Here is a 26,748-nt window from a genome sequence, read left to right on the forward strand (position 1 = left end):
GAAGTGGGGCCGGATCATGAGAGTTCGAAAAAGGGTTGGCATGATACCCGCTCTCGATGACTGGATAAAGGCTGAATTGAACAAAATCTGAACAGTTATTCTGTTATTACCGCCGGTTTGGTCGTGCGGTGCGCAGTCAGAAAACTGCCGCCAATCCGGGGGCGGTGAAGCGTTTCACTCGGGCGAGTGAAAACTCAGGCTGTAGTTCACCGCTTTCGCCCCCGGGTCGAGGATGTCCAGGGCGATGTGGATCGGCGTCTGCGGCGGCATTTCCGCCATGCCTTCGAGGTCGCCGTTGAGGTACTCGCCGGGTTTGAAACGGCGACTGGCGATCAGGTGGCCGTTGAGGTCGGCGAAGCGCAGCTCCAGCAGCGGGAACGGTTGCGAGAAGGGCGCGCGGTTATAAATGATTGCGTCGACCACCAGTGCTCCGCTGAACTCCGGATGGCTGCGCACCACCAGGTTGCTGCTCTTGATCTTGGCGATATCGACCTTGGACGGCACCGTGCAGCCGATCTGCGGGCAAAGTTGCTGGAACCATGGGCGGTATTGATCCTGACGGGCCAGCTCATCGAAATGATAGGCGATGTACTGGCCGGCGAGGGCGCCGGCGGCCAACAGGATCAACAACAGCCAGAGCAGGCGCCGGCCCCAGGGCGAGCGGCGTTTCTGCCAGTCCAGTTGTAGCGGGTCGTCGGTCAGGTCCTGCAGCACTTCGGCACGTACGCCGGGCTCGCTACGTTCGCGCTTTTTGCGCGGAGGCTCGACTGGTGTCAGATCGTCCTCCGCCTCGTCACTGGCCGACAGGCGTTCGTGGCGTGCGGAATGATCGATCGGGTCGTGCAGGCGAAGTTGCGGGATGGGGGGCTCGTCATCAAGGTCCACGGGTTCCAGTGACAACGACGGTTCGGTGCGTTCCGGTTTTACCGGTTCGGGATCGACGACTTCGGTTTCGTGCTCGGGTTCGCTGATTCGTTCGTCTGCCGGTTCGCTGAACAGGCTGTCCGACCACGGCTCGTCTTCCGGCTCATGACTGTCGCGTCGAGCGCTGAGAGACTCTTCGCGCGGGCGGCCGAATTCGGTGGTCGGCTGGATTTCCCGCTGCTCAAGACGGGCCAGTTCCTGATCCAGGTCCAGGCTGTCCAGATCCAGTTCGGCGGCGCTCCACTGCTTCTGGCTGATGGCGCGCGGCTCGGTCGGTTCAGGCTGCTCAGGTGGTTCAGGCAGTTGGGCGACGGTCGGCGTTTCAGTTGCCGATGCTGGTTCGACGATGGCCGGCTCTACCGGCGTGACTGCTTCCTTGCCCGCACGCTGTTCCAGCAATTGCTTGGCTGCGTTGAACACTTGCAGGCAGGAGCCGCAGCGAACCACCCCGCGAGCCACGCTCAACTGAGCATGGCTGACGCGGAAACTGGTTTGGCAATGCGGGCACTGGGTGACGAAGCTGTCGGTCATGCGGCGATCCGGATTGAGCAGGCGGTCATTCTAGCGCCGACGGCCAGTGATGCGCACCCAGCCGTCGCGATTGGCGATCGGGTCAAGATCGAAGTCCTGCGCGTAGGCGGCGGCGACTTCTTCGCCCTGTTCGGCAAGGATCCCGGACAGCGCCAGACGGCCGCCGGACTTGACCAGGCCAGACAGTTGCGGCGCCAGGGAAACCAGCGGGCCGGCCAGGATGTTGGCCACCAGCACGTCAGCTTTGACCTGCGGTAGGTCCTCCGGCAGGTACAGCGGGAACAATTCATCGGCAATGCCGTTGCGGCCGGCGTTGTCGCGGGAGGCTTCCAGCGCCTGCACGTCGATGTCGGTACCGACGGCTTCCTTGGCGCCGAGCAGCAGGGCGGCAATGGCCAGAATCCCCGAGCCGCAACCGAAGTCCAGCACGTTGCAGTCTTTCAGGTCCTGGCCGTCCAGCCATTCCAGGCACAGGGCGGTGGTCGGGTGGGTGCCGGTGCCGAAGGCCAGACCCGGATCCAGCAGCAGGTTGACCGCGTCAGGCTGCGGCGCGGCGTGCCAGCTCGGCACGATCCACAGGCGCTGGCCGAATTGCATCGGCTGGAAACCGTCCATCCAGCTGCGTTCCCAGTCCTGGTCTTCGATTACTTCGCTGTGATGCTCGGGCAGCGGGCTGCCGGTCAGCAGTTCCAGATGGGCCAGTACCGGGGCGGCTTCGGTGCCGCCCTCGAACAGGGCCAGCAGGTGGGTGTGCGCCCACAGCGGGGTGGTATTGAGTTCCGGTTCGAAGATCGGCTGATCTTCGGCGTCCATGAAGGTCACCGAAACAGCGCCCACTTCAAGGAAAGCGTCTTCGTAGGTTTCGGCTTGTTCTGGGCTGATGGCGAGACGGACTTGCAGCCAAGGCATGGCGGGCACCTGTGAAAAAGATTGATTGCAGCCTAGCGGCCTGCGAGAAGCGCGCAAGTTTACGCGAGCGCGACGGTTTTGTGGGAGCGGGGAATGTGTGAGCAGATGAAACCTGCAGAAACGACAAGGCCGCCCGAAGGCGGCCTTGTCATGTGCGGGCTTGAGCTTAGTGCTTGTCGCCAGCGAGCTTGTGCTCGAGGTAGTGAATGTTCACGCCCCCTTTGCAGAAGCCTTCGTCGCGGGTCAGATCACGGTGCAGCGGGATGTTGGTCTTGATCCCGTCAACCACGATTTCGTCCAGGGCATTGCGCATGCGTGCCATGGCTTCGTCGCGGGTGGCGCCGTAAGTGATCAGCTTGCCGATCAGCGAGTCGTAGTTCGGCGGAACCGCATAACCGCTGTACAGGTGCGAATCGACGCGAACGCCGTTGCCGCCTGGAGCGTGGAAATGCTTGACCGTGCCAGGGCTCGGCATGAAGGTCTTTGGATCTTCAGCGTTGATCCGGCATTCCAGCGAGTGACCGCGGATAACCACGTCATCTTGAGTGAACGACAGCTTGTTGCCAGCGGCGATGCTGAGCATCTCCTTGACGATGTCGATACCGGTGACCATTTCCGAAACCGGGTGCTCCACCTGAACACGAGTGTTCATTTCGATGAAGTAGAAGCGACCGTTCTCGTACAGGAACTCGAAGGTGCCGGCGCCACGGTAGCCGATGTCGATGCACGCCTTGACGCAGCGAGCGAGGACTTCCTTGCGCGCGTTCTCGTCGATGCCCGGTGCCGGCGCTTCTTCGAGAACCTTCTGGTGACGGCGTTGCAGCGAGCAGTCACGGTCGCCCAGGTGAATGGCGTTACCCTGGCCGTCGGACAGCACCTGCACTTCGACGTGACGCGGGTTGGTCAGGAATTTTTCCAGATAGACCATCGGGTTGCCGAACGCCGCGCCAGCTTCGGAGCGGGTCAGTTTCGCCGAGGCGATCAGGTCTTCTTCCTTGTGCACCACGCGCATGCCGCGACCACCACCGCCGCCGGCGGCCTTGATGATCACCGGATAGCCGACTTCACGACCGATGCGCAGCGCCGTTTCTTCGTCTTCCGGCAGTGGGCCGTCGGAGCCTGGAACGGTTGGCACGCCCGCTTCGATCATCGCGTGCTTGGCCGATACCTTGTCGCCCATCAGGCGAATGGTTTCGGCTTTCGGGCCGATGAAGGCGAAGCCGGAGTTCTCGACCTGCTCGGCGAAATCAGCGTTTTCCGCGAGGAAGCCGTAGCCTGGGTGAATGGCGGTAGCGCCAGTCACTTCAGCGGCCGCGATGATTGCCGGGATGTGCAGGTAGGAGTGCGCGGCAGAAGCCGGGCCGATGCAGACGGATTCGTCTGCCAGACCCAGGTGCATCAGCTCTTTGTCGGCCTTGGAGTAAACGGCGACGGTCTTGATGCCCATCTCTTTGCAGGCACGCAGAATCCGCAGGGCGATCTCACCGCGGTTAGCGATCAGAACTTTTTCCAACTTCGCAGTCATCAAAGGCTCTCCGCAGTTCAAACGATGGTGAACAGCGGTTGGTCGTACTCAACCGGCTGGCCGTCTTCGACGAGGATGGACTCGATCACACCGCTGGTTTCAGCTTCGATGTGGTTCATCATCTTCATGGCTTCGACGATGCACAGGGTGTCGCCTTTCTTCACGGTCTGGCCGACTTCAACGAAGGACGGCGAGGTTGGCGAAGATTTGCGATAGAAGGTGCCGACCATCGGCGAACGGGCAACGGTGCCGTTCAGCGCTGGAGCAGCAGCGGCAGCCGGAGCTGCTGCAGCAGCAACCGGAGCGGCAGCGGCAACAGGTGCAGCGGCCGGAGCCTGCATCGGAGCCGGTGCGTAGTACTGCTGCGCCGGGGTCTTGCTGTGGCGGCTGATGCGTACGGACTCTTCGCCTTCCTTGATCTCGAGCTCGTCGATGCCGGACTCTTCCAGCAATTCGATCAGTTTCTTAACTTTACGGATATCCATGAATCATCAACTCCCAAGGGTCGGTCAGGGGCGTATAGCTTGTTGTTCAAGCTGCTCTAGTGCAGCCTCCAGGGCCAGTCGGTAACCGCTGGCGCCAAGGCCGCAGATCACTCCCACCGCTACGTCGGAGAAGTAAGAGTGATGGCGGAAAGGTTCGCGTTTGTGCACGTTGGACAAATGCACTTCGATGAATGGGATGCTCACTCCCAGCAGCGCGTCACGTAATGCGACACTTGTGTGCGTAAAAGCTGCCGGATTGATAAGAATGAAGTCCACGCCTTCGCTGCGCGCGGCATGGATACGGTCGATCAATTCGTACTCGGCATTACTTTGCAGGTGCAGCAGATGATGGCCGGCTTCACGGGCGTGGCGCTCCAGATCCTGATTGATCTGCGCCAGGGTGGTCGACCCGTAGGTCCCGGGTTCCCGGGTGCCGAGCAGGTTCAGGTTGGGGCCGTGCAGCACCAGTAGCGTTGCCATCTGCGTGTTCCTTGTTATGGGTGAGCCTTCGTCAGAACCCGGCGACTATGCCGCAAAGACTTTGTGACTGTCCAGTTCTCTGCAATAGCCAGCACGATCTCCGATGTTTGCGCGAAATATGTGACTGAGCGATCAGATCCGGTCATTCACACCGCCAAACCCGGCACAGTCGCGATCAGACGCGGAACGCCTGAACCGCTGTATGCAGTTGCCCACCCAATACCAGCAGATTCTCACCCTGTTCACGTCCTTCACTGATGCGCAGCAGGTTATCCCCACCCAATTGGTGAATCCGTTCGCTGTGGTCGCGGATTTCGCTGACTGCGCCACTTTGCTGCGCCGTGACGTCGGCGATGCGGACTGCCGTGTCGGAAATGGTCTGGATCGCGCCGACGATCCTGTCCAGCGCACCGTCCGCCGATTGCGCCTGATTGGCCGTGGATTCGGCATGTTCCACCTGTGCGCGCATGCCTTCGACCGATTGTCGGGCGGCGGTTTGCAGGCCGGCGATCAAAGTTTGAATTTCTGCGGTAGCGCCGGCGGTGCGCTGTGCCAGTGAGCGAACTTCCTCTGCAACCACGGCAAAACCGCGGCCCATTTCCCCGGCGCGGGCGGCTTCGATCGCCGCGTTGAGGGCCAGCAGGTTGGTCTGATCGGCGATTGAACGGATCACCGTCAGCACGCCGCCGATGGTCGCCGACTCCTCCGCCAGATGCTCGATCATCTGCGCGTTGCCTTGCACTTCTTCCACCAGCGCATGCAGGCCGGTGAGGCTCAGGCCGATGACCTTTTGTCCATGCTCGACAGCCTGTCCCGCGTGACGGCTGGCGTCCGCAGCCTGACGTGCATCGCCGGCTACTTGCTGGATGGTCGCTTCCAATTCGCTCAGGGAGTCGCGGATCAGCGCGGTATCGCCGGCCTGATGTTCGGCGCCGCTGTGCAGGTCATTGCTCAGTTCGGCAAGGGTGCGACTGCTGCCTGCCACTTGTTCGGCGTTGCCGCGAATGGTCCCGACCAGATCCACAAGATAGGCACGCAGGCGATTGAGCGAGGCTTCGATGTCGTGCAGTTCGCGGTTGGTTTTACCCAGCTGAATGTCTCGGCTGAAATCACCCTCGGCCCAGGTCGACAATGCGGGCGCGAGATTGGTGAGGGTGCGGGCCAGGCGTCGCTGCAAGGTGTCGATCAACAGGGCGATCAACAGGATCAGGACGATCATCACGCCTTGCATCAGGCGTACTTCGCTCTGGATCTTCCCGTGCTGGGCGCGTACCACTGGCTCCAGACCGGCGATGGCTTGTTGAACGGCGGCGATTTTCTGGTGGGTGGCGGTGCTGAGTTCAGTGCGTTTCTGGATCTGGTCGCGAGTACGGGCCAGTTCTGCCGGGTAGCGGCCGAGCAAGCTGTTGAGTTCGCGTTTGAGACCGACGCCGGCGTCTTCGGCGACTGCCTTTTCGGTGCTTTCAATGCCCATCATCGAGGCGAAATCGTCGCTGCCGGATTCGCTGCTGGCGACCACGCCGAGCAGGGGCAGGGCATCGATTGCCTGGGCCTGGGTGCGGATGTTGGTGACCTCGCGTTCGACATCGGCAGCCAACTCGCTGCGCCCGCTGCTGACCAGTTTGTCCCTGGCCAGCGACAGCTTGCCCAAGTGCTGAGAGGCGGCGAGCAATGGTGTCAGGTACGCCACGTTGCCGCCGGCATAAGTGCTGAGCTGATCGAGGCTGGCACTCAGTTCGCGCTCGGCCTGCAGCAGTAACGCCTGAGGATCCCCGGCCAGTTTGCCGGCAGCCAGCAGGTCGGTCTTGCTGAATTCTTCGAGGCCTGACAGGCTCGGACGCAGTGTTTCGGCCAGCGCCAGTGGCAGTTCGCCGAGTTCTTTCTGCAGGCTGTCGATGGCCTGGCTGGCACTGCTCAGGCGCAGGGCGTCGCCACTGCCGAGGTAGTCTTCGACGTTGCGCGCGACTTCATTCTGAAATCGCTGGGACAGCCCGAGGTAGCGCTCCATCAACAAATACGGACGTTCGAGGGCTTTCTGCGACCACCACAGCGTGGCGCCGAGGGCCACGCAGACGGCGACCAGCAACAGTGTGTTGAGATTGGTGAGCAACTTCAGGCGCATGACGGCTACCAACGGCAGAAATGGTAAGTGCCTGAATTTATTGCGGTTCTGTTACAGGGTTATGACCGAATCGGTGGATTCCGGTGAAAAAGTGGCACTTTGCTTTGAGTCCCGCGCGGTCTGCACCCGATTGCGGCCTTCACCCTTGGCACGGTACAGCGCCTCGTCGGCCTGGCTGGCCATCATCAGGCTGTCGGAATCGTCGTGCATCTCCACCACCCCGGCGCTGAACGTGCACCACAGATCCTGCGGCTGGGCCGGATAATGGATTTCGGCGAAGCGCTGGCGGATTTCGTCGAGCACTTTGTGCGCGGCTTCTATATCGGTGTCGGGCATGACGATGGCGAATTCTTCGCCGCCGTAACGGCCGATGAAATCGGTCTTGCGCAGACGCTGCTTGAGGAACAGAGCCAGGCTCTTGATCACCCGATCGCCCATGGGGTGGCCGTGGCTGTCGTTGACCCGTTTGAAGTGATCGATGTCGAGCATCGCAAAGCTCAGCGGCTTGTTCTCGCGGCGGGCGCGGAACGAGCAATCTTCCAGCAACTGAAGAATGTGCGTGTGGTTGTACAGGCCGGTGAGGCTGTCGCGGACCATTCGCGCCTTGAGGTTGCGTGCCCGCGCCGCGCGGTTGCGTACGGTGGTGATCAGGTGGCGCGGCTTGATCGGTTTGGTCAGGAAGTCGTCGCCGCCCTCGCTCATGGCGTCGAGCTGCTTGTCCAGGTCGTCTTCGGCCGACAGGTAAATGATCGGCACGCTGACGTAGCGGTCGTTGTGGCGGATGACCTTGGCCAGTTCGGTACCGGTGCAGGCCGGCATGTACATGTCGAGGATGATCAGGTCTGGCTGGAATTCCGCCAGCTCGGCCATGGCCTGAATCGGCTCGATCAGGGTGCGGGTGACAATCCCGGCGCTGTTGAGCAGGCGCTCGGTGTGCATTGCCTGGGCGCGGGAGTCGTCGATGATCAGCACTTTATAAGGCTCGTACTGGGCGACGCAGGTCAGCACTTCGATTTTCTCCAGCAGACTCGAGGCTTCGAGGGTGCCGGTGAGGAATTCCTGGCCGCCGGCGCGAACGGCGGCGAGGCGGGTCGGGGTGTCGGTTTCGTGCAGGCTGAAGAACAGCAGTGGCAACGGTTCTTCCAGGCCTTGCTGGGCTTCGGCGGCGAGTTTCAGGCCGACGCCGGCACCGCTGAAGTCCACGTCCATGACGATGGCGGCCGGCAGTCGCTCGACCATCGAGGAGCGAAACGCCGACACACTGTCCAGCGCCTGGGCGCTGAGACCGAAGAATTCCAGTTGTTTGGCCAGTCGTTCGGCGCGGTCGTGATCCTGAAGCATCACGTAGATCGGTTTGCGCAGGGGTGGCAGAAAGGTCTGGTCGAGCTGGTCGCCATGGCGCAGCCCGGTGCGTGACAAGCGCTGCATCAAACGGTTGAGGTCAGTGATCAGGCCACTGCTCAGGCGTCCGCGATTGGCATCCACCGCTTCCAGCGACTGGCTGATGTGGTGGGCGAGTTGAGTGTGCTCGGGCTGTTCAAAGCGCTCGGCAAAACGTAGCAGGCGCAGATTGGCCTCGCTCAGTTCGGCGAGGTCGGCAGTGGACCACTCACTGCGTTGCAGGCGCTGCCATATCTCAAGAATCTGACGTGCCTGATGAATTACCCGCTGGGCAAAGTGGTGCTTGAGGCGCTCACGGCTGGGGTCTTCTGGCTCGGTCATATCCTGACTACTAGTTAGGGTGCATGCTGAGATCGACTGGTGGCTCTATGCTAGCACCTCTTTCCGGTTACATGAGTGTCGTACGTCAATAATCTGCGGTGCGTCACCATTCAGTTTCCGACCGGTGGGTTTTGATTCGAACCGGATCGTCGGGAAAGTCCCCGTGAACAGGGCGCTTTGTGGCGAATCGAGAAACAGGTGCTGCCGAAAGCGCGAAACGGAAACCTGAGGGTTCACGAATTTTTCCATCGGTACCGACAAGGTTTTCTCAGGGCGACAGGTATCAGGGAATCCCTTAGCGCACGACGGCGGACCCCAAGAGTCGTCCCCTGTCATTATTGACGGGTGCGGGCCAGAGGCACGTTGTTGTATGGTTGCTGTCGAACCGTTGAACCCAAGATTGAAAGGATATCGCCATGCTGGACTGGAAGAATCGCGCGGGCAGCGCGCCCGAACGTGCCGCCGAGCCGAAATCCGCCGCCCGCAGCTATGTGGGCGGCCTGTTGTTCAGCCGCGCGCTGGCCACGCTGGTTGGTATTTACCTGTTGGTGACCATCGCTCTGGGCTGGTACTGGAGCGAGGAACCGGCCCTGTTCCCTGTGGCGCAGAACGCCCAGCTGGCTGCCGAGAAGGAAGGCAAGCAGATGGTGGTCGGCTACACCACCGTCGAAACCCTCAAGACCGTCGCCGGTACCCTGCTGAACAAGCCGGGCGGCTACATTTCCAACGACCGCTTCCCGCCGGGCCTGTGGATGGACAACATGCCGAGCTGGGAATATGGCGTGCTGGTCCAGGTGCGCGACCTGACCCGTGCCTTGCGCAAGGACTTCGCCCGCTCGCAGTCGCAATCGGCGGAAGACGCTGATCTGGCCAAGGCCGAACCACGCTTCAACTTCGACAACAAGAGCTGGATCCTGCCTTCCAGCGAGTCGGAATACCAGGAAGGCATCAACTCCCTGAGCCGTTATCAGGCACGTCTGTCTGACCCGACGCAAAAGAATGCGCTGTTCTACGCCCGCGCCGACAACCTGAACAACTGGCTGGGCGACGTCGGTACGCGTCTCGGTTCGCTGTCGCAACGACTGTCGGCCAGTGTCGGCCGCGTCAAACTGAACACAGCGCTGAAAACCGAAGTCCCGGCTGTGGGTGAAGTGCCACAGGTTGACGAGGAAGTCGTCGAGACTCCATGGATGCAGATCGACAACGTGTTCTATGAAGCCCGTGGCCAGGCCTGGGCGCTGTCGCACCTGCTGCGTGCCATCGAAGTCGATTTCGCCGACGTGCTGGCGAAGAAGAACGCTACGGTCAGCGTGCGCCAGATCATTCGTGAACTGGAGGCTTCGCAGGAGCCGGTGTGGAGTCCGATGATCCTCAACGGCAGTGGCTTCGGGGTGCTGGCCAACCACTCGCTGGTGATGGCCAACTACATTTCCCGGGCCAACGCCGCCGTGATCGATCTTCGTCAACTGCTCAATCAGGGCTGAGTCATGAGCGACAATGCCAGAGAGGCTGCCCACCGGGCGGCCTCGGATGCCGAACAGATCGCCTGGGTCGACGAGCAGGACAACCTGCTCGGCGCCCTGGTGCGCTCCGACTTGCGCGAGCGCGGGCTGATCGGGCGTGGCACCTACATCATGCTGTTCAACTCTGCCGGTGAACTCTGCGTGCATCGGCGGACCCTGAGCAAAGCCATTTATCCCGGCTACTGGGACGTGGCGGCAGGCGGCATGGTGCAGGCGAACGAGACCTACGCCGAGTCGGCGGCCCGTGAACTGGAAGAAGAACTGGGAGTGAGCGGCGTCGAGCTGACGGCCCACGACCATTTCTACTTCGAGGACACCGGTAATCGACTGTGGTGTTCGGCGTTTTCGGCGGTGTGGGACGGGCCGTTGATCCTGCAACCGGAAGAGGTGCTCGAAGCACGCTTCATTCCGGTCGATCAGGTCATGCTGGAAATCGAGCAAAAGCCTTATTGCCCGGACTCTCTGGCCGCTCTGAAGCGCTATCTGAAGGCTCAGCAAAGCGGCGTCGCAAAGAACTCATAAAATGGCGCCGATTGGCACTTAGCAATCGGCGTTTTTGCCGTTACACTGCGCGACCTTTTCAAGCTGTACCGGCCTGCTTTACAGGAGCAACCGGAACAGTAGCGCTGCCCCTGCCTGAGTGGGGCTTCGCGGTCGATAGCCTTGCCCAAGGCTGCGATCAGTCTTTGTCCTCCCGAGAGGATTGCCGGTGGCCAAAAAAGCCGCATCCTTCGCCGCCCTGGGCGGCCTGGTATTTTCCACCGACGCAGGTCGTCATTGCCCGGAATGCAGTAAACCGGTGGACGCCTGTATCTGCAGACAAACCGTGATCCCGGCCGGCGACGGCATTGCCCGCGTGCGCCGCGAGAGCAAGGGCCGTGGCGGCAAGACGGTGACCACCATCACCGGCGTGCCCCTGGCCGAAGACGCACTCAAAGAGCTGGCGACGACGCTGAAGAAGCGTTGCGGCACCGGCGGTGCGTTGAAAGACGGGGTCATCGAGATCCAGGGCGATCATGTCGAGCTACTCTTGGCCGAGTTGATCAAGCACGGTTTCAAGGCGAAGAAGTCCGGCGGCTAGCAGCCTCTGTGAAAACCACCAGCGGCTTGATCCGGCTCTGATTGTCATCAGTCCCGGCGTCGTCTCCATGGTTTTCACAGAGCCTGTTCATGACCGGTTTCTAAACTCAACGCTGTCAGCGCGGTCTACCGCCCCGCTGACGAACCGTCATTTTCACTCTTTAGACTGCGCCGGCCTGCAATCAGGCGACGCACTATGACTTCTTTATAGGGGACTTCGATGTCCGTACGACGCACACGCAAAGACGATGGCAGCCAATGGACAGTTGCGGACAGCCGCAGTGTTTACGGGATTCGCCATTGGGGGGCCGGGTATTTCGCGATCAATGACGCCGGTCGCGTCGAAGTTCGTCCGAACGGTCCGAGCAGTTCACCGATCGACCTGTTCGAGCAAGTCGACCAGTTGCGCAAGAGTGGCTTGTCCTTGCCGTTGCTGGTGCGTTTCCCCGACATTCTGCAAGACCGCGTGCGTCAGCTGACCGGTGCTTTCGACTCGAACATCGAGCGACTGGAATACCAGAGCAAGTACACCGCGCTGTACCCGATCAAGGTCAACCAGCAAGAAGCGGTGATCGAAAACATCATCGCCACCCAGAACGTCTCCATCGGTCTGGAAGCCGGCTCCAAGCCTGAGCTGCTGGCTGTGCTGGCGCTGGCGCCGAAGGGCGGCACCATCGTCTGCAACGGTTACAAGGATCGCGAGTTCATCCGTCTGGCGCTGATGGGCCAGAAGCTCGGCCACAACGTGTTCATCGTGATCGAGAAAGAATCCGAAGTCGGTCTGGTGATCGAAGAAGCCGCGTCGCTCAAGGTCAAGCCGCAGGTCGGCTTGCGTGTTCGTCTGTCGTCGCTGGCGTCGTCGAAGTGGGCGGACACCGGTGGCGAGAAATCCAAGTTCGGCCTGTCGGCGGCACAACTGCTGTCGGTGGTGGAGCGTTTCCGCGCGGCCGGCCTGGATCAGGGCATCCGTCTGCTGCACTTCCATATGGGTTCGCAGATCGCCAATCTGGCCGACTACCAGCACGGCTTCAAGGAAGCGATTCGATACTACGGCGAGTTGCGCAATCTGGGTCTGCCGGTCGATCACATCGACGTCGGTGGCGGTCTGGGTGTCGACTACGACGGTACCCACTCGCGCAACGCCAGTTCGATCAACTACGACATGGACGACTACGCCGGTGTCGTGGTCGGCATGCTCAAGGAATTCTGCGATGCGCAGAGCCTGCCGCATCCGCACATCTTCTCCGAAAGCGGCCGTTCGCTGACCGCTCACCATGCGATGCTGGTGGTGCAGGTGACCGACGTCGAGAAACACAACGACGACGTGCCGCAGATCGAGAACAAGGAGTCGCTGCCGGAAACCGTGCAATGGCTGGTTGATCTGCTCGGCCCGACCGACATCGAAATGGTCACGGAAACCTACTGGCGCGCCACTCACTACATGAGCGACGTGGCCGCTCAGTACGCCGACGGCAAACTGACCCTGGCCGAGAAAGCCCTGGCCGAGCAGTGCTACTTCGCTGTGTGCCGTCGCCTGCACAATTCGCTGAAGGCGCGTCAGCGTTCGCATCGTCAGGTGCTGGACGAACTCAACGACAAGCTGGCCGACAAGTACATCTGCAACTTCTCGGTGTTCCAGAGCCTGCCGGACACCTGGGCCATCGATCAGGTGCTGCCGATCATCCCGCTGCATCGTCTCGATGAAGAGCCGCTGCGCCGCGCGGTGCTGCAAGACCTGACCTGCGACTCCGACGGCAAGATCAACCAATATGTCGACGAGCAGAGCATCGAAACCAGCCTGCCGGTACACGGGCTGAACGAGGGTGAAGATTACTTGCTGGGCGTGTTCCTGGTCGGCGCGTATCAGGAAATCCTCGGCGACATGCACAACCTGTTCGGTGACACCGACTCGGTGAACATCTATCAGAACGCCGACGGCAGCGTGTATCACGCCGGGATCGAGACCCACGACACCATCGAAGACATGCTGCGCTACGTGCACCTGTCGCCGGAAGAGCTGATGACCCACTACCGCGACAAGTGCGCCAGTGCCCGCATCAGCGCCAGCGAGCGCACCCAGTTCCTCGATGCATTGCGCCTGGGGCTGACCCGTTCCTCGTACCTGTCTTCCTGACGTCAGGTTCCGAATCCATCAGGTTGTCTGAAATTGTTCCGCACGCAGCGGAAGTTTCAGATGACTTGATGAGACTTCTCTCTTTTCTGCTTGCGAATTGCCCTTCATCCACCCGAGAAAAGTGATGTTGTCTGCTTTTCGCGTAGGCTATTTCCTAATTTGTACTTCGGCTCTCTACTCGGCCATGGCTCTCGGCGAGAATCCCCGGCCGCCCCTCCTGTAGAGAATCGCTCATGTTCGATCCAGCCGACGAGTCGTCGTTTCGCCTCGATGTCGCGGGGCTGTCCGCCCCGCTCGAAGTCCTGGCCTTTACTGGTTGTGAGGCGATCAGCGAGCCTTTTGCGTTCGAAATCGATCTGTTGATCGACGATCCTCATCTCGACCTTGGCGGCCTTCTGTACCGCTCGGCACGCCTGTGCTTCGGGCCCTCGGGCAATGGCGTGCACGGGCAGTTGCAGGGTCTCGTCCAGCACGAACATGGCCACGGCGCCAGGTTGTGCCGGGCGCGCATGGGCCCGAAGCTGAGTTGTCTGGGCCTGCGCCATAGCCAGCGAATCTTCAGTGGCCGGTCGGTGCCGCAGATCCTCGATCAGGTGCTCAGGGAGCACGGCATCAGTGGCCACCAGCGCCGGTTCGAATTACAGGCCAACCATCCGTCTCGGGCCTTCTGTACCCAATACGGCGAAACAGATCTGCAACTGGTGCAGCGCTTGTGTGCGCAGTCGCGAATTCACTATCACTTCGAGCATGGGCACGAGAACCATTGCCTGGTGTTCGGTGACGATCCGGCATTGCTGCCGCAAACGGGGAAAGTGAGTTTCGCGGCTGAGGGGCGTGCGCCGGCGGTGCGCCGCTGGCTGATGCGGGAGCAGGCCCGAGGACCCGGTGAATACACCCTGCGGGTCCAAACGGCGCAGGGCCATTCCGATGTACCAACCCTGCGTTGTGGTCGATGGTTGAGTGTGTCCCCGCGGCCGTTTGCAGGGTGCGACAGAGAATGGTTGCTGACCCGAGTCGAACACCGCGCCGATCAGACGCTGGACCCCTCATACAGCAACCGGCTCTGTGCCGCCGACCACTGGCAGGCGTGTGAGTCGGTGGTCGAACGTTCGGCGTTGCGCATGGGCAGTCTGCAACGGGCCTGGGTCGTAACCGTCGATGAACCGCGTCCTGATCGGTCGCGGCCGGTCGCGGTCCAGTTCGACTGGCTTTATCAGGGCGAGGGTGCAAAACCCAGCCACTGCTGGCTGCCTCTGGCCCCCGCGTTGGCGGATACGGGGCTGACGTTATTGCGTGAAGGTGTCGAAGTGGTGGTGAGCTTTCTCGAAGGCGATCCCGAGCAACCGGTGATCAGCGGCGTTCTGCAGCCCCCGGTAACTGTCGAGAGCCATGAGGATGACAATCCGCCAGCGCTGCCCGACTCTCTTGAGAGTGAAGGCCTGGCACCATGGTTGAGTACGCGCGAGCCTTTGATGCTGTTGTGTCTGATGCCGGGAGGCGGCAGTTATCGACACTGTCGGGAGTCGGTATGCAGTTGTCGACTGGTCGCCAGGCTCAACTCTGGCGATGGGCGATGAGCGGCAGGGTGTCGGGACAGAGTGCACAGTGGCTTTTGCTGGATGTCGCGCATGCACCGCAGGCGTTGAGCGTATTACGTCAAGGGTTCGCGGGTGTGCCGTGCCTGAAGTTGTTTGATGGCACGGAGTTCCAGCCTGTTTGCGAGCAGGGACCGTTGTTGGTTGATCTGCGCGATTGCCCGGTGCTATCGGCGTTGTGTCACACCGACCCGCAGACCTGGTGCGGGTTGCTGCTGGGCAGCGATGCCACGGCCGAATCGCTGCGTGAACATTTGCAACGGATGCTGACGGTTTCTATTGGCCTGAATCATCGTGCGCTGCTCAATTACTACGACCGGCAGACCGCCAGCTACTTTTTCGACGCCTGCGATGCCCGACAGTTGAGTCGCTGGCTCGGGCCGATCAGTTGGCTGCGCTGGTTCGGCGGTACCTGGGCCGACCGGGCGAGCGGCAGCCTGGGCTGGCAACAACTGCGAAATCCGGGGCTGGATGTCGAGCCTCTGAAGATCGAACAGGCACTGACCCGTCATCAACGCGAGCGCCTGCATCGCTGCCTGCTGGAGCAACATATCTGGCGCTGGAGTCAATCGACGGGAACCGATTACCGCACATTGTCCTCCCACGTTGAACAGGGCCTGACATTGGGTTTCAGCGAGCGGGCCGTGCTGGACGACTGGCTGTGGCTACGCTTGCTGCATCCGCGTGCAGAACTGGTGCAACCGCCACAAGGATTGACCCAGCAAGAGCGGCTCGATCATCTGCGACGCCGCTGGCAGAACAACCCACCCTGACACGAGGTTTCGCGCGCATGGCCCACTCTTTACGGCACTGGTTTTGCGCGATCCCCGCTGGTTTTCTGCTGTTGGTGCTCAGTGGTTGTTCGCCGCTGAAAATGCTCAATGGCCTGACCCCTGAGAACAGCTACGTCAAAACCGCAGACATCGCCTACGGAGAGGATCCGCGTCAGAAGCTCGATGTCTACGTGCCGCGTCATCTGCTCGAAGACGCCCCGGTGGTGGTGTTTTTCTATGGTGGCAGCTGGAACAGTGGCGACCGTGGAGATTACCGGTTTGTCGGCGAGGCGCTGGCCTCCCGGGGCATCGTGACGGTGGTGGCGGACTATCGCTTGTACCCGCAGGTTCGTTACCCACTGTTTCTTGAGGACGGAGCCCGTGCCGTCGGATGGACCAAGGCCCATATCCAGGAGTACTCCGGCAACCCCCGGCGGCTGTACCTGATGGGACACAGTTCCGGGGCGTATAACGCGTCGATGCTGGCGCTGGACCCGCGCCTGTTGGGCGCGGTCGGGATGTCGCCGGCAGACCTGAGCGGCTGGATCGGTCTGGCCGGCCCTTACGATTTTCTGCCGATCAAAAATCCCGAGGTACGCCCGGTGTTCTTCTGGCCGGACTCACCGCCGCAATCGCAGCCGATCCGGCATGTCAGCCCCGAAGCACCACCGGCACTGCTGATAGCCGCGAGCCGGGACAGTCTGGTCGATCCGACCCGCAATACCGGCGGGCTGGCGCGAACGCTGCGCGAGGCCGGCGTGCCGGTGCAGGATTTTTACTATGCCCGGCCCAACCACGCGACGCTGGTAGCAACCCTGTCGCGGCCATTGAGGTGGCTGTCGCCGGTACTGGATCAGGTTGTCGGTTTTATCCGGGACACGCCGTCTCAGTGAGCGGCACCGGTAAACCAGCCGTCGTTGCACCGCAGTCGCCACGCCAGTGTGCCGAGGGTCAGGCTGCGCAGCACCATGAACAGCAGGAATGAAATCCACAGGCCGTGATTGCCCAGTGCACTTAACGCCCAGGCGAACGGCAGCAGCAGAGCGACCGTCAGCAGCATGCCGTTGCGCATTTCCCGGGCGCGGGTGGCGCCGATGAACAGACCGTCGAGCAAGTAGCTCCAGACCGCAATCAACGGCAGGACGGCGAGGTAAGGCAGATAGATGAACGCGGTCTCGCGCACGCTCTGGATATCGGTCTGCATCTCGATGAACAGGTGCCCGGCAAAAAGGAACAGCGCGGCGAAACCCAGACTCGCGAGCAGCGACCAGCCTCCGGCCACCACCAGCGAACGTCGCAACGCGAGGCGGTCACGGGCACCGATGGCATGACCGCACAAGGCTTCGACCGCGTGGGCCAGTCCGTCCAGCGCATGGGCGGTCAGCAGCAGGCCGTTGAGCAGCAGCGCGTTGGCTGCGACCGTGGCATCACCCAGCCGTGCGCCTTGTACGGTGATCAGGAAAAACACCGACTGCAGCGCCAGGCTGCGGATGAAGATGTCGCGGTTGACCCCCAGCAGCGGTCGCCAGCTCTGCCACAGCCTCAATGCCGCCCAGACGATATGCCCGGGATAGGCGCGCAAGGCCTTGCGGGTCAGCGCCAGGCCAAGCAGGGCGCCGCTCCATTCGGCGATCACCGAGGCCCGGGCCGAACCGACCACGCCCCAGTCCAGGCCGATGACGAACCACAGGTTCAGCACGATGTTGATCAGGTTGGTCGTCAGCAAAATCGCCAGCGGTGCCCGGGCGTTCTGGGTGCCGAGGAACCAGCCGACCAGTGCATAACTGGCCAGGGCCGCCGGCAACCCGAACAGGCGTGTGTGGAAGAAGTCGCGGGTCAGTTGATTGAGCTCCGGCGACGGCTGCATGAAGTGCAGGGCGACCCCGCTCAGCGGCACGCCCACAGCACCCAGCAGCAGTGCCAGTCCCATGGCCAGCAACAGGCCTTGCAGCAGGATCTGCCGCAGCGCCGCACCATCGCTGCGCCCGGCAGCCTGTGCGGCGAACCCGGTGGTACCCATGCGCAGAAAACCCATGGCCCAGGCCAGAAAGGTGTAAAGGCTGGCCCCGACCGCCACCGCGCCCAACTGATGGGCGTGGGGCAGGTGACCGATGACGGTGCTGTCGACCAGCGCCACCAGCGGAACGGAAATGTTCGAAAGGATCATGGGGGCGGCGAGGGCCCAGACCCGGCGATGGGTCGGACGGTCGCGCCAGTCGGCGGTCAGGTTGGACATGCGGGCTCCTTGGGGAGCGGCATTGTAGCGGGTGGGGTCAGTGAATGATCCAGCTCAGCAGCCACAACCCCAGCAGCAACCAGATGATTCCGGCAATGATCGACGCATTCATGAACGCGCGTATCGCCGACCACAGCAGCATCAACCCGACGATCAGCGCGATGATGCTGATGATCGAAGTGTCCATGCCCAGGGCCTTCGCCAGCCCGTCGACGAAGTTGCCGCCGGCATTGCCCAAGATGTTGAACAGGCCGCTCAGGCCGTCGACGATGAAGCGGATGATCGAGCCGAGCGCCTGGCCCAACCATTCGAAAAAGCTTTCTACCTGCATGTTTGCATCCTGATGAAAGAGCTGAGCCTTGGGCCGCGCCGGGGGCGGCCGAGTTCCCTGCAAGCATAGAGGGTTTGCAGGGTGGTGGCTGCCCCTTGCCTTCGTGCGGCATCCCCCCGAAGCTATACGCCTTCAGGAGAACCCGATGAACCTTGTTGAACTGACCGAACGCCTGCACGCCATTCGCGACCGCAATGACTGGCGGCAATTTCACAGCCCGAAAAACCTGGCCATGGCCGCCAGCGTGGAAATGTCCGAGCTGGTGGAAATCTTCCAGTGGCTGACCGAAGACCAGTCCCGCGAATTGCCGGCGGACAAACTGGCCCACGCCGGCCAGGAAGTCGGCGACATCGTCCTTTATCTGTTGCTGCTGTGCAGCGAGCTGGGGCTGGACATGAATGAAGTGGTGCGCAGCAAGCTCGCCGACAGCGAACGGCGGTTCAGCTGATGAGCGACCGTCATTTCGATCAGTTGGCGACCCGTTTCGCCGAAAAGATCTACGGCGGCGCCAAAGGCGCGATCCGCCTTGCGGTGTTGCAGGCCGATCTTGCCGAAGCCTTGCCGGATCGTCCGTTGCGGGTGCTGGACATCGGCGGTGGCCTGGGCCACATGTCGTTGTGGCTGGCCGAGCGCGGACACGAGGTGACCTTTACCGAGCCGGCCGAACCGATGCTCGAAGGCGCGCGTCAGCGTTTCGCCGAGGCCGGGCAGACCGCGACGTTCATTCAGGCGCCGTGGCAGGAGCTGCTCGGCCAACTCACCGAACCTTATGACGTGGTGATCTGCCACGCCGTGCTCGAATGGCTGGCCGAACCCCACGCGATCCTGCCGGTGCTGCATCAACTGACCAAACCCGGTGGCTGGCTGTCGCTGGCGTTCTACAACCGTGATGCGCTGGTCTACCGCAACCTGCTCAAAGGCCATTTCAAGAAAATGCGCAGGAACGACATGGCCGGCGAAAAGCAGAGCCTGACCCCGCAGCAGCCGCTCGATCCACGGGAGTTGGCCGCGCAACTCGAAGGGTTGTGGCAGGTCGAAAGTCAGAGCGGGGTGCGGGTTTTCCACGATTACATGCCGGTGGAATTCCAGGCTCGTGCCGAGTTGATTGATTTGCTCGAGATGGAGCTCGCCCATCGTCGTCACCCAAGCTTCGCCGGGCTTGGGCGCTACTTGCACTGGATCTGCCGGCCGATCTGATCGGAGCATGAAATGAAAGGTCATTCAGGGTTATTGCTGATCTGTCTGGGCTTGGCCGCCTGCCAGGGCAGCAACCCTTATGTGGCGCAGTCGCGGCCATTGCCGCCGGCGCCTCCGCAAGCCGCGACCACCTTCGACCGCAGCGCTTATCCCGCGCCACCACGGGATTACGGGCGCTACCGCAGTTGGGCGTGGCTCAACGGACGCCTGCCGCCGGGGAGTGCCTGGGCGGATTCGGCGCAAGTGGCCGAAGCGGTCAGCAGTGCGCTGGATCAACGCGGCTTGCGCCCACTTCATGACAATCGCCCGGCCGACTTGTTCGTCAGCGCCAACCTGAGTCTGGAAACCCGCTTGCGCCAGGTCCAGGACGATTACGGTTATTACGGCGGATACGGTGGCTATGACCGTTACGGCCGCGGTTACGGTATGTACAACACAGTGCCGGTCGTGCGCACCTATCAGGAACAGGTCGTGGTGGTACGGGTCGATCTGTTCGATGCCGGCACCGGTCAGCCGGTCTGGAGTGCCAGCGCCGAAACCGGCACCCAGGGCAACCAGAGTGACCGGGCCGATGCGATCCGGGAGGCTGTCGAAAAGGCCATGTCGGCGTATCCTCCCAGTTAGCTTCCCGTGAACTGGAAGCTCCCTCAGGTTCATGTTTTCCACCGGAGAAAAACCATGTTCCGCCGTTTTGCTTTACTGGCCATGGCCGCGCTGCTCAGTGCCTGCGCCGCCAACCAGGTCAATCATGACTTTGACGCCAGCCGCGACTTTGCCGCCTACCGCAGCTGGAGCTGGAAAGAACCCGCCCTGCAATACCGCCCTGACGACCCACGGATCAAGAGCGACCTTACCGAACAGCGGATTCGCCAGTCCGTCGCCGATCAACTCGACCAGCGCGGCCTGCGTCCTGCCGCTGCGGGCACCAAGGGTGACTTGAATGTGCAAACCTACCTGATCGTCGAGGATCGCCAGCAGCAGGTCACCACCAACTATGGCGGTGGTTGGGGTGGCCCATGGAACGGTTACTGGGGCGCACCGATGTACAACGAAACCCGCAACATCACCTACAAGGTCGCTACGATCCAGATCGACCTGCTCGACGGCAAGGACGGCAAACTGGTGTGGCGCGGCAGCGATGAACAGATGCTCAGCCGCACGCCGAATCCGGCGGATCGCAACAGCGCCATCCATGAAACGGTGACGCGGATTCTGTCGAACTACCCTCCGCGCTGAGCCTGCGCACAAAAAACGGGAGCCAATGGCTCCCGTTTTTTTATGGAGAAGCGGCTGGCGCGTTGCCAGCAGTGTCGTTGCGCCGGGTCTACACTGACATCCACCAATGGAGCTTGCGCCCGGCCGTGCGCCGGCAAAGGAGTGCGCCATGTCGCGTCTTTCGCAGTGTCGCGGCCCCGCCCGACAGCGCGGGGCCATCGGCTTGATGGCGGCCGCGACCCTCAGCCTCGCGCTGATCCTGATGTTGCTGGTGGTGGACACCGGCCGTCTGTACATGGAACAACGCAAATTGCAGCGGCTGGTGGATAACGCGGCGCTGGAGGCGGTCAGCCGTGGCGGCAACTGCCTGCCGGGCCTCACGGCGGCCAGTTACGCGGGGCAAAGTGCGACACGCAACGGTTTTGTCACGGACGCGAATAATGTGCTGGTGGTCGACTGCGGCACACTGGTAACGGCCTCCAGCGGTTTGCGCACGTTCAGCGTGGACGCCACTCAGGCGGTGGCGGTCAAGGTCGCGGCCAACCACACCGTGACCACCAGTTTCGCCGGTGGTGTGCAGTCACTCTTCAGCGGCACACCGCTGAGCCTCAACACCGTGCTCTATGCCTCGGCCGTGGCCGCGCAACCCCAGCCCACCGTGGCCCAACTGAATATCCGCAGCAACCTGGCCAACATCAGCACCGCTCAGTCGAGCATTCTCAACCCGCTGGTCTCCGGCTTGCTGGGCGGCAATGTGAATCTGACGGCGGTGGGCTGGAACGGCCTGCTCAACACCGACATCAATCTGCTCAGTTATCTGAATCAACTGGCGATCAACCTCAACGTCGCCGCCGGCAACTACACTCAGTTGCTCAATACCCAGACCACCGTGACGCAATTGATCCAGGCCGCGATTACGGTGGTCCAGCTCAATGGCGCAACCGCCGACGTGATTACCGCGCTGGGGCAACTGCAAGTCGCGGCGATCAATGCCGCGCCACTCAAGCTGGGCGATATCCTGCAATTGCAGACCGGCACCACGGCGGCCGGGCTCGACGCCAATCTGCAACTGCTGCAACTGATCCAGGGCGTGATCCAGCTGGCCAACAGCAACAGCGCGGTGGCCGCCACCCTGCCGATCAGCGTGCTGGGGCTGGCGAATGTCACGGTGCGGGTCAAGGTCATCGAGCCGCCGCAGTTCTCCGCTATCGGTGATCCGGCGCTGGCCAAGGCCAACCCCACCGGGCCGAACCGGATTTACGTGCGCACCGCGCAGATCCGCACGATGCTTTCGGTGAATCTGCCGGTGTTGTCCGGGGTTGCCGGGCTGACCAACGCCGTGCTGGGACTGGTCGGAACCCTGACCCCGACACTAAATGCACTGCTCAGCCTGAATCTGGTCGCCACCCTGAACTCGGTGGGCTGCCTGCTCGGTGCAGGTTGCCAGCAATTGGACCCACTGCTGCTGCCCTCGCCGGAAATCGACATCAGCCTCGATGCCGGGGGCGCCATCAGTTACGTCACCGACTACAGCTGCCCCACCGGCAACACCGGGACCAAGAGCCTGACGGCCCACACCATCACCTCCGTCGCCGATCTCAAACTGGGCAAGATCGACCCGACCAACGCCTTTTCTTCTTCTGCCGAGCCCACGGTCACCCCGCTGCCGTTGGTGGATCTGGGCATCGTGACGTGCCACAAAATCCTTGGAATCGGCACTTGCGACCCGAGCACCCACGTGCAATACGGCGCCGGCGGCATTGCGATCATGGTCGATACCCAAGTGGCGAAAAACACCCAGGATCTGGTGTTTTCCAGCGGCACGCCGTTTGCCACGCCGCCCAACCTGAAGCTGCCGCCGAGCGTGATTTCCGTCGCACCCACCAGCAACATCGTCAACAGCCTGGCGAGCACCTTGGCCGGGATCAATCTGATCGTTTACAAGCCGCAGGGCAGCAACCCGCTGGGTGCTATCGTTACCGGTGTCGCCAGCCTGATCAGCGATGTGACGACGATCCTGCAACCGCTGATCACCAATCTGGTCAGCCCTCTGCTGGATCCGCTGCTCAACAATTTGCTCAGTGGACTGGGGATCAATCTGATGGACGTGGACGTCGGCGCCAACATGACCTGCGGCCAGACCGGCAAGGCTTATCTGGTGATCTAGTCGTCGGTGGCGATCGGCAGTTCGATGCAAAAGCGTGCGCCGTCCAGCGAGTTGCGCACACTGAGGTGACCGCCCATGTTTTCAATGATCCCGTAACTCACCGACAACCCCAGACCGGTGCCGACACCCACCGGTTTGGTGGTGAAGAACGGCTCGAATATCCGCTCAAGCAGACGCGGATCGATACCGCCACCATTGTCCTCGACCCACAGTCGCACCTTCTGCTCGTCGTGCTCGGCATAGATCGAGATCCAGGGTTTGAACCCTGAGTCAGACTCGCGCTTGCCCAGCAACGCATCCCGGGCGTTGACCATCAGGTTGATCAACACCTGCTCCAACTGATCGACGTAACCGCGCACCTGAACCTCGAACGGGGTTTCACTGATGCGCAAATCCACGCCTTTGCCGCGCATGCCTTCGGCCAACAACGACAGCGTGCCTTCGATGGCGCTGGCCGGGTTGAACAGCTGTTGTTCGATCTCCGAGCGACGGCCGAACACTCGCATGTGGTCCACTACTTTCGCGGCGCGCTGGACCTGGGCGTCGATGCGGTTGAGTTTGTCGGTCAGGTAGTCGATCTGCACATCGCCGTTGCTCAGGCGCTTCTGCACGTTGACGATGGCCATGCGCATGACGTTCAACGGCTGATTGATTTCATGGGCGAGACCTGTGGCCATTTCGCCGAGGGTGGCCATTTTTGCGCTTTGCGTGAGTTGTTGTTGGGAGCGGCGCACTTCGGTGTTGTCGCGGCCAACGGCTTGCACTTCGATCAGTTTGCCGTGCTCATCGAACACGCCGCGATCCGACCACACCCACCATGCATGCTCGCGCCCCGGCAATTGCAGGTTGATTTCGGCGGTGCTGACGGGGGACTCCGGGGTCAACAACGCCAGACGCTCGACGAAGTCTGCACGTTGTACGTCCGACATCCAACTGCCCAGATTGACCCCGGGTAAATCTTCGGGCGCGCATTCCAGATACTTCGCCAAAGGACGGTTGCCGAAGGTCAGGATCAGGTCCGGACGATAACGGCAGATCATCGCTGGCGAGTCTTCCACCAGAATCCGGTAGCGTTCTTCACTCTGTCTGACTTGTTCGGCGGCCAACGTTGCTTCGGTGACATCCAGCCAGAGCCCAACGGCTTCCACCGGCAGCCCGAGGTCATTGCGCAGCAGGCGGGCTTCGTCGAGCAGCCAGTGGTAATCGCCGTGACTGTCGCGAAGGCGATAGCGGGCGCGTACCGAACCTTCGCGCAACAGTTGGCGGGTGCGTTCGAAATACAGGGGCCGATCATCCGGGTGTATCCGCTCCACCAACGCACCGGCATCGCAGTCTTCCAGGCTCCAGCCCAGCAGCGGTTGCAGACTGGCGCTGAAAAACGCCGGCAGCAAGGCCCCTTCGACGTAGTGCTGGACATAGATGACCGCCGGCGAGCTGGCGATCAGATTGTCCAGCCGCGCATGGGCCGCAGCGGCCAGTTGCTGCTGGTTCTTGATGTCGCTGATGTCCAGCATGAAGCCCGCCAGCCGGCGGTGATCGCCGGTGCCGCTGACCTGCCCCTGAAGGCGATACCACGCGGGCGTCTGACTGGCATCGGGTCGATGCAGACGCACGCACAGATCGAGGATTTCCCCATGTATCTGCAGGGCTTGCAGTCGGCTGCGCACCTCTTCGCGGTCAGCGGGGTGGATCAGGTTCAGCCAGTGTTCCAGGGGCAGCGTCGAGCTGTCCTGTTGCAGGGTGACGGCCAGCGTCGGGGCCAGCTGAATGTGTTCGCCAATGCTGCCGATTTCCCACCAGCCGGTGCCCAGCAATGTCTGCAACGACTCGAGGCGCTCCAGTTGCAGTTGATGCTGCTGCTCACGCAAACGCCCGAGCAACGGCCCCGCCAGAGCGCCGGCCAGCATCAACCAGTCACTGTCGGTCAGATAGGGCGCGGTCTTGTCGACGGCGTAAAAACCGCAGAGTAGCCACGCCATCACGCCTCTATCGTCGCTGTAGGGCACGGCGAAACCCTCGGCATTGCCGAACAGCCCCTGCACCCGTGTGTGTTCATACTGGCCATAATGCGCGCCGAGGCGTTGCGGGCCGGTGCCATTGAGGCTGTCCAGCGGCGTGCCCAGGCGTTGGCCGTCGTGCCATAGCGCGGGCGCGTCGTGGGCGTGGAACTGGCAGTGAATCTGCCAGCCCAGTTCCTGTTCATCGAGCAGTGCGAGCGCCACACACGGGATCTGCCAGAGCTGGGCGATGATCTGCAGTTGATCGCTGACGACCACCGGCAGTCGTCCCAGGCTGCAACTGCGCAACTGCTTGCTGATCTGCTCGGCGATCCTGTGGCACGCCTCGCGCTGATGGGCTTGCCGGCGTTCGGACAAGAGGTCGGCAATGTCGATCAGTTGCAGCAGCCAGCCGTTGCCCAGAGGCTGGGCCCAGCCGCGCAGGTGCAGGGTCTGTTCGCCCAGGCCGGGGAAGTCCAGGTCCAGCAGTAGCCCTTGCCATTCCTGTGGCCGGCCTTCGATCGCCAGTGTGCTGTGGGGTAGCAGTAAATCGTGCAGTGGCAACGGTTTGTCATAGGGAATCTGCTGTGCCAGCAACAGGCGCAAGGGGCCGGCCATCTGCAATACGGCGCCTTCGCCATCGAGGTACAGGTGCAGGCCCGTCGCGGGCGAGCCGAGCACGTCCGGCAGGTCGCCGGCCAGCGGCGCGCGCTTGAGCAGGCGGCCGAACAGATTGTCCCCGGACGTCAAAATTTCAGGCTCGAGCTGGCGGTCAGGTTGGTGGGCAGGCTGGGGACGGCGCCGACGCCCGGTAACACCAGAAACGGAATGACCTGATTGAGCTTGCTGACGGGGTAGTTGACGCTGACGGTAAGCGTACCCTGCGTCGTGTCATAGATCGCTGAAGTGTCCACGCCGACCACGACGTTCAGGGCGCTGGGCAGGCCTGAAAACTGCTGCGTCAGGGCGGCATTGGCGGTGTTGACGACAACTGTCGAGTAGTTGGGCGTCGTGGGGTCGACCGCCACACTGCGACGTACCGCTTCAGCGGTGGCCTGATTGAACGTCTGCATCAGCACGAACGGCAGGGCATAGCTGACCAGGCCGTAAAACACCGCGAAGAAGATCACGAACACCACGGCGAATTCGATCGCCACCGCGCCTTTTTGCGCCTTCCGAGAGCCGGTTTTCATCCGTGCGTCTACCCTGACAGTCACTGCGTAGTATCAGCATAGAATCATTCAGCCAAAACGGACGGTTTTTACCGGATGCAAAGCTTTGTTCTTCTGATCTGGTTGACCTTGTGTGCGGCCCAGGATGCCCGGCAGCGAAGGATCACCAACGCCATGACATTGGGCGTTGGCGCCCTGGCACTGGTTTATCTGCTGTATTTCGGAACGACCTGGACGGGGGCCGCAGCGGAGCAGGGCGGCTGGGCCTGTCTGGTGGCGCTGGCGTTCACCCTGCCGGGGTATTTCATGGGACGCATGGGGGCCGGCGATGTGAAATTAATGACAGCCCTTGGCCTTGCGACAGACGGTCTGTCGTTGCTCGGGATTTTTATCGGCGCCGGTGTCGCAAGCGTCGTCTGGATCCTGCTGGCGCCAAGAGTCTGGCTGCATATGAGTCAAGGGCTTAGGCATCGTCTTCGATATATGGCGCCATCCATGTCAAAAAAGCTGCCATTTGCGCCGTTCGTGCTGATCGGTTTCCTGCTCGTACTACCTTGGATCCATTAGTCGCCAAACGCCACTAGTCTTATGTACATAGTCGGAAAGTGCGTCTACTTTCTAATGAACTGG

Annotated in this window: 24 protein-coding genes; 13 read left to right on the forward strand and 11 right to left on the reverse strand. The window is 61.8% G+C overall.

Features of this window, described 5'->3' with window-relative positions; translation table 11 throughout:
* Window positions 1-174: 174 nt before the first annotated feature.
* The 7 genes from NH234_RS04005 to gcbA form a co-directional block, all read right to left on the reverse strand.
* On the reverse strand, window positions 175-1,455 hold the full coding sequence (locus NH234_RS04005; protein ID WP_085732734.1) for a DUF3426 domain-containing protein: 1,281 nt from the start codon (window positions 1,453-1,455) through the stop codon (window positions 175-177).
* A 30-nt stretch (window positions 1,456-1,485) separates the two neighbouring features.
* Entirely contained in the window at window positions 1,486-2,364 is an 879-nt protein-coding gene (prmA, locus tag NH234_RS04010; protein WP_085732735.1) for a 50S ribosomal protein L11 methyltransferase, read from the reverse strand.
* Between the two features lie 166 nt (window positions 2,365-2,530).
* Window positions 2,531-3,889 carry an acetyl-CoA carboxylase biotin carboxylase subunit gene (accC, locus tag NH234_RS04015; RefSeq protein ID WP_085711231.1) on the reverse strand — a complete coding sequence of 453 codons (1,359 nt, stop codon included), beginning with the start codon at window positions 3,887-3,889 and terminating at the stop codon, window positions 2,531-2,533.
* Window positions 3,890-3,906: 17 nt separating this feature from the next.
* The gene (gene accB / locus NH234_RS04020) at window positions 3,907-4,374 is read right to left on the reverse strand and encodes an acetyl-CoA carboxylase biotin carboxyl carrier protein (protein WP_085732736.1); all 468 of its coding nucleotides are present in this window, start codon (window positions 4,372-4,374) and stop codon (window positions 3,907-3,909) included.
* Between the two features lie 24 nt (window positions 4,375-4,398).
* Window positions 4,399-4,854 carry a type II 3-dehydroquinate dehydratase gene (gene aroQ, locus NH234_RS04025; protein ID WP_367255678.1) on the reverse strand — a complete coding sequence of 152 codons (456 nt, stop codon included), beginning with the start codon at window positions 4,852-4,854 and terminating at the stop codon, window positions 4,399-4,401.
* Between the two features lie 175 nt (window positions 4,855-5,029).
* The gene (locus tag NH234_RS04030; RefSeq protein WP_085732737.1) at window positions 5,030-6,976 is read right to left on the reverse strand and encodes a methyl-accepting chemotaxis protein; all 1,947 of its coding nucleotides are present in this window, start codon (window positions 6,974-6,976) and stop codon (window positions 5,030-5,032) included.
* A gap of 51 nt (window positions 6,977-7,027) precedes the next feature.
* Complete coding sequence (gene gcbA, locus NH234_RS04035) at window positions 7,028-8,698, reverse strand: diguanylate cyclase GcbA (protein ID WP_085732738.1); 1,671 nt, start codon at window positions 8,696-8,698, stop codon at window positions 7,028-7,030.
* 416 nt (window positions 8,699-9,114) lie between these two features.
* Here gcbA and NH234_RS04040 point away from each other — a divergent pair, with 416 nt between their 5' ends.
* From NH234_RS04040 to NH234_RS04070, 7 genes are all read left to right on the forward strand, one after another.
* A complete protein-coding gene (locus NH234_RS04040; protein ID WP_085732739.1) occupies window positions 9,115-10,182 on the forward strand; it encodes a DUF2333 family protein in 1,068 nt (355 codons plus the stop codon).
* Window positions 10,183-10,185: 3 nt separating this feature from the next.
* Window positions 10,186-10,743, forward strand: a complete 558-nt coding sequence (locus NH234_RS04045; RefSeq protein ID WP_085732740.1) for an NUDIX hydrolase — start codon at window positions 10,186-10,188, stop codon at window positions 10,741-10,743.
* 187 nt (window positions 10,744-10,930) lie between these two features.
* The gene (locus NH234_RS04050; RefSeq protein WP_085732741.1) at window positions 10,931-11,302 is read left to right on the forward strand and encodes a translation initiation factor Sui1; all 372 of its coding nucleotides are present in this window, start codon (window positions 10,931-10,933) and stop codon (window positions 11,300-11,302) included.
* A 219-nt stretch (window positions 11,303-11,521) separates the two neighbouring features.
* Complete coding sequence (gene speA / locus NH234_RS04055; protein WP_085732742.1) at window positions 11,522-13,435, forward strand: arginine decarboxylase; 1,914 nt, start codon at window positions 11,522-11,524, stop codon at window positions 13,433-13,435.
* Between the two features lie 233 nt (window positions 13,436-13,668).
* Window positions 13,669-15,012, forward strand: a complete 1,344-nt coding sequence (locus tag NH234_RS04060; RefSeq protein ID WP_367255679.1) for a type VI secretion system Vgr family protein — start codon at window positions 13,669-13,671, stop codon at window positions 15,010-15,012.
* Window positions 15,009-15,803 carry a DUF4123 domain-containing protein gene (locus NH234_RS04065; RefSeq protein WP_367257120.1) on the forward strand — a complete coding sequence of 265 codons (795 nt, stop codon included), beginning with the start codon at window positions 15,009-15,011 and terminating at the stop codon, window positions 15,801-15,803. The genes NH234_RS04060 and NH234_RS04065 overlap by 4 nt, the downstream gene beginning before the upstream one ends.
* Before the next feature lie 17 nt (window positions 15,804-15,820).
* On the forward strand, window positions 15,821-16,696 hold the full coding sequence (locus tag NH234_RS04070; RefSeq protein ID WP_085732745.1) for an alpha/beta hydrolase: 876 nt from the start codon (window positions 15,821-15,823) through the stop codon (window positions 16,694-16,696).
* Here NH234_RS04070 and NH234_RS04075 read toward each other — a convergent pair.
* Window positions 16,690-18,039 carry an MATE family efflux transporter gene (locus NH234_RS04075; RefSeq protein ID WP_367255680.1) on the reverse strand — a complete coding sequence of 450 codons (1,350 nt, stop codon included), beginning with the start codon at window positions 18,037-18,039 and terminating at the stop codon, window positions 16,690-16,692. The genes NH234_RS04070 and NH234_RS04075 overlap by 7 nt on opposite strands.
* A gap of 37 nt (window positions 18,040-18,076) precedes the next feature.
* Window positions 18,077-18,370, reverse strand: coding sequence for a hypothetical protein (locus NH234_RS04080; protein ID WP_085732747.1), 294 nt, complete (start codon window positions 18,368-18,370; stop codon window positions 18,077-18,079).
* 145 nt (window positions 18,371-18,515) lie between these two features.
* On the opposite strand from NH234_RS04080, the gene NH234_RS04085 reads away from it, so the two are divergent.
* The 5 genes from NH234_RS04085 to NH234_RS04105 all read left to right on the forward strand — a co-directional run bounded on the left by NH234_RS04085 (window position 18,516) and on the right by NH234_RS04105 (window position 22,949).
* Complete coding sequence (locus tag NH234_RS04085) at window positions 18,516-18,818, forward strand: MazG-like family protein (RefSeq protein ID WP_011332275.1); 303 nt, start codon at window positions 18,516-18,518, stop codon at window positions 18,816-18,818.
* Window positions 18,818-19,567 carry a methyltransferase gene (locus NH234_RS04090; RefSeq protein ID WP_367255681.1) on the forward strand — a complete coding sequence of 250 codons (750 nt, stop codon included), beginning with the start codon at window positions 18,818-18,820 and terminating at the stop codon, window positions 19,565-19,567. Before NH234_RS04085 ends, NH234_RS04090 begins: the two co-directional genes overlap by 1 nt.
* A 12-nt stretch (window positions 19,568-19,579) precedes the next feature.
* The gene (locus NH234_RS04095) at window positions 19,580-20,191 is read left to right on the forward strand and encodes a DUF4136 domain-containing protein (RefSeq protein ID WP_367255682.1); all 612 of its coding nucleotides are present in this window, start codon (window positions 19,580-19,582) and stop codon (window positions 20,189-20,191) included.
* Between the two features lie 54 nt (window positions 20,192-20,245).
* Entirely contained in the window at window positions 20,246-20,803 is a 558-nt protein-coding gene (locus NH234_RS04100) for a DUF4136 domain-containing protein (RefSeq protein ID WP_367255683.1), read from the forward strand.
* 148 nt (window positions 20,804-20,951) lie between these two features.
* Window positions 20,952-22,949, forward strand: a complete 1,998-nt coding sequence (locus NH234_RS04105) for a pilus assembly protein TadG-related protein (RefSeq protein WP_367255684.1) — start codon at window positions 20,952-20,954, stop codon at window positions 22,947-22,949.
* Here NH234_RS04105 and NH234_RS04110 read toward each other — a convergent pair.
* Window positions 22,946-25,696, reverse strand: coding sequence for an ATP-binding protein (locus NH234_RS04110; protein ID WP_367255685.1), 2,751 nt, complete (start codon window positions 25,694-25,696; stop codon window positions 22,946-22,948). The genes NH234_RS04105 and NH234_RS04110 overlap by 4 nt on opposite strands.
* Complete coding sequence (locus NH234_RS04115) at window positions 25,693-26,139, reverse strand: TadE/TadG family type IV pilus assembly protein (RefSeq protein WP_085732753.1); 447 nt, start codon at window positions 26,137-26,139, stop codon at window positions 25,693-25,695. Before NH234_RS04115 ends, NH234_RS04110 begins: the two co-directional genes overlap by 4 nt.
* A 75-nt stretch (window positions 26,140-26,214) precedes the next feature.
* Here NH234_RS04115 and NH234_RS04120 point away from each other — a divergent pair, with 75 nt between their 5' ends.
* The gene (locus NH234_RS04120; RefSeq protein WP_085732754.1) at window positions 26,215-26,685 is read left to right on the forward strand and encodes a prepilin peptidase; all 471 of its coding nucleotides are present in this window, start codon (window positions 26,215-26,217) and stop codon (window positions 26,683-26,685) included.
* Window positions 26,686-26,748: the final 63 nt, after the last annotated feature.

This window comes from Pseudomonas sp. stari2 (assembly GCF_040760005.1).
Classification (GTDB): domain Bacteria; phylum Pseudomonadota; class Gammaproteobacteria; order Pseudomonadales; family Pseudomonadaceae; genus Aquipseudomonas.

What these genes read in the sequence shown, in the direction of transcription:
- NH234_RS04005 (WP_085732734.1), bottom strand. Translation starts at nt 1,455, where the DNA reads ATGACCGACAGCTTCGTCACCCAGTGCCCGCATTGCCAAACCAGTTTC.
- prmA (WP_085732735.1), bottom strand. Translation starts at nt 2,364, where the DNA reads ATGCCTTGGCTGCAAGTCCGTCTCGCCATCAGCCCAGAACAAGCCGAA.
- accC (WP_085711231.1), bottom strand. Translation starts at nt 3,889, where the DNA reads ATGACTGCGAAGTTGGAAAAAGTTCTGATCGCTAACCGCGGTGAGATC.
- accB (WP_085732736.1), bottom strand. Translation starts at nt 4,374, where the DNA reads ATGGATATCCGTAAAGTTAAGAAACTGATCGAATTGCTGGAAGAGTCC.
- aroQ (WP_367255678.1), bottom strand. Translation starts at nt 4,854, where the DNA reads ATGGCAACGCTACTGGTGCTGCACGGCCCCAACCTGAACCTGCTCGGC.
- NH234_RS04030 (WP_085732737.1), bottom strand. Translation starts at nt 6,976, where the DNA reads ATGCGCCTGAAGTTGCTCACCAATCTCAACACACTGTTGCTGGTCGCC.
- gcbA (WP_085732738.1), bottom strand. Translation starts at nt 8,698, where the DNA reads ATGACCGAGCCAGAAGACCCCAGCCGTGAGCGCCTCAAGCACCACTTT.
- NH234_RS04040 (WP_085732739.1), top strand. Translation starts at nt 9,115, where the DNA reads ATGCTGGACTGGAAGAATCGCGCGGGCAGCGCGCCCGAACGTGCCGCC.
- NH234_RS04045 (WP_085732740.1), top strand. Translation starts at nt 10,186, where the DNA reads ATGAGCGACAATGCCAGAGAGGCTGCCCACCGGGCGGCCTCGGATGCC.
- speA (WP_085732742.1), top strand. Translation starts at nt 11,522, where the DNA reads ATGTCCGTACGACGCACACGCAAAGACGATGGCAGCCAATGGACAGTT.
- NH234_RS04060 (WP_367255679.1), top strand. Translation starts at nt 13,669, where the DNA reads ATGTTCGATCCAGCCGACGAGTCGTCGTTTCGCCTCGATGTCGCGGGG.
- NH234_RS04065 (WP_367257120.1), top strand. Translation starts at nt 15,009, where the DNA reads ATGAGCGGCAGGGTGTCGGGACAGAGTGCACAGTGGCTTTTGCTGGAT.
- NH234_RS04070 (WP_085732745.1), top strand. Translation starts at nt 15,821, where the DNA reads ATGGCCCACTCTTTACGGCACTGGTTTTGCGCGATCCCCGCTGGTTTT.
- NH234_RS04075 (WP_367255680.1), bottom strand. Translation starts at nt 18,039, where the DNA reads ATGTCCAACCTGACCGCCGACTGGCGCGACCGTCCGACCCATCGCCGG.
- NH234_RS04080 (WP_085732747.1), bottom strand. Translation starts at nt 18,370, where the DNA reads ATGCAGGTAGAAAGCTTTTTCGAATGGTTGGGCCAGGCGCTCGGCTCG.
- NH234_RS04085 (WP_011332275.1), top strand. Translation starts at nt 18,516, where the DNA reads ATGAACCTTGTTGAACTGACCGAACGCCTGCACGCCATTCGCGACCGC.
- NH234_RS04090 (WP_367255681.1), top strand. Translation starts at nt 18,818, where the DNA reads ATGAGCGACCGTCATTTCGATCAGTTGGCGACCCGTTTCGCCGAAAAG.
- NH234_RS04095 (WP_367255682.1), top strand. Translation starts at nt 19,580, where the DNA reads ATGAAAGGTCATTCAGGGTTATTGCTGATCTGTCTGGGCTTGGCCGCC.
- NH234_RS04100 (WP_367255683.1), top strand. Translation starts at nt 20,246, where the DNA reads ATGTTCCGCCGTTTTGCTTTACTGGCCATGGCCGCGCTGCTCAGTGCC.
- NH234_RS04105 (WP_367255684.1), top strand. Translation starts at nt 20,952, where the DNA reads ATGTCGCGTCTTTCGCAGTGTCGCGGCCCCGCCCGACAGCGCGGGGCC.
- NH234_RS04115 (WP_085732753.1), bottom strand. Translation starts at nt 26,139, where the DNA reads ATGAAAACCGGCTCTCGGAAGGCGCAAAAAGGCGCGGTGGCGATCGAA.
- NH234_RS04120 (WP_085732754.1), top strand. Translation starts at nt 26,215, where the DNA reads ATGCAAAGCTTTGTTCTTCTGATCTGGTTGACCTTGTGTGCGGCCCAG.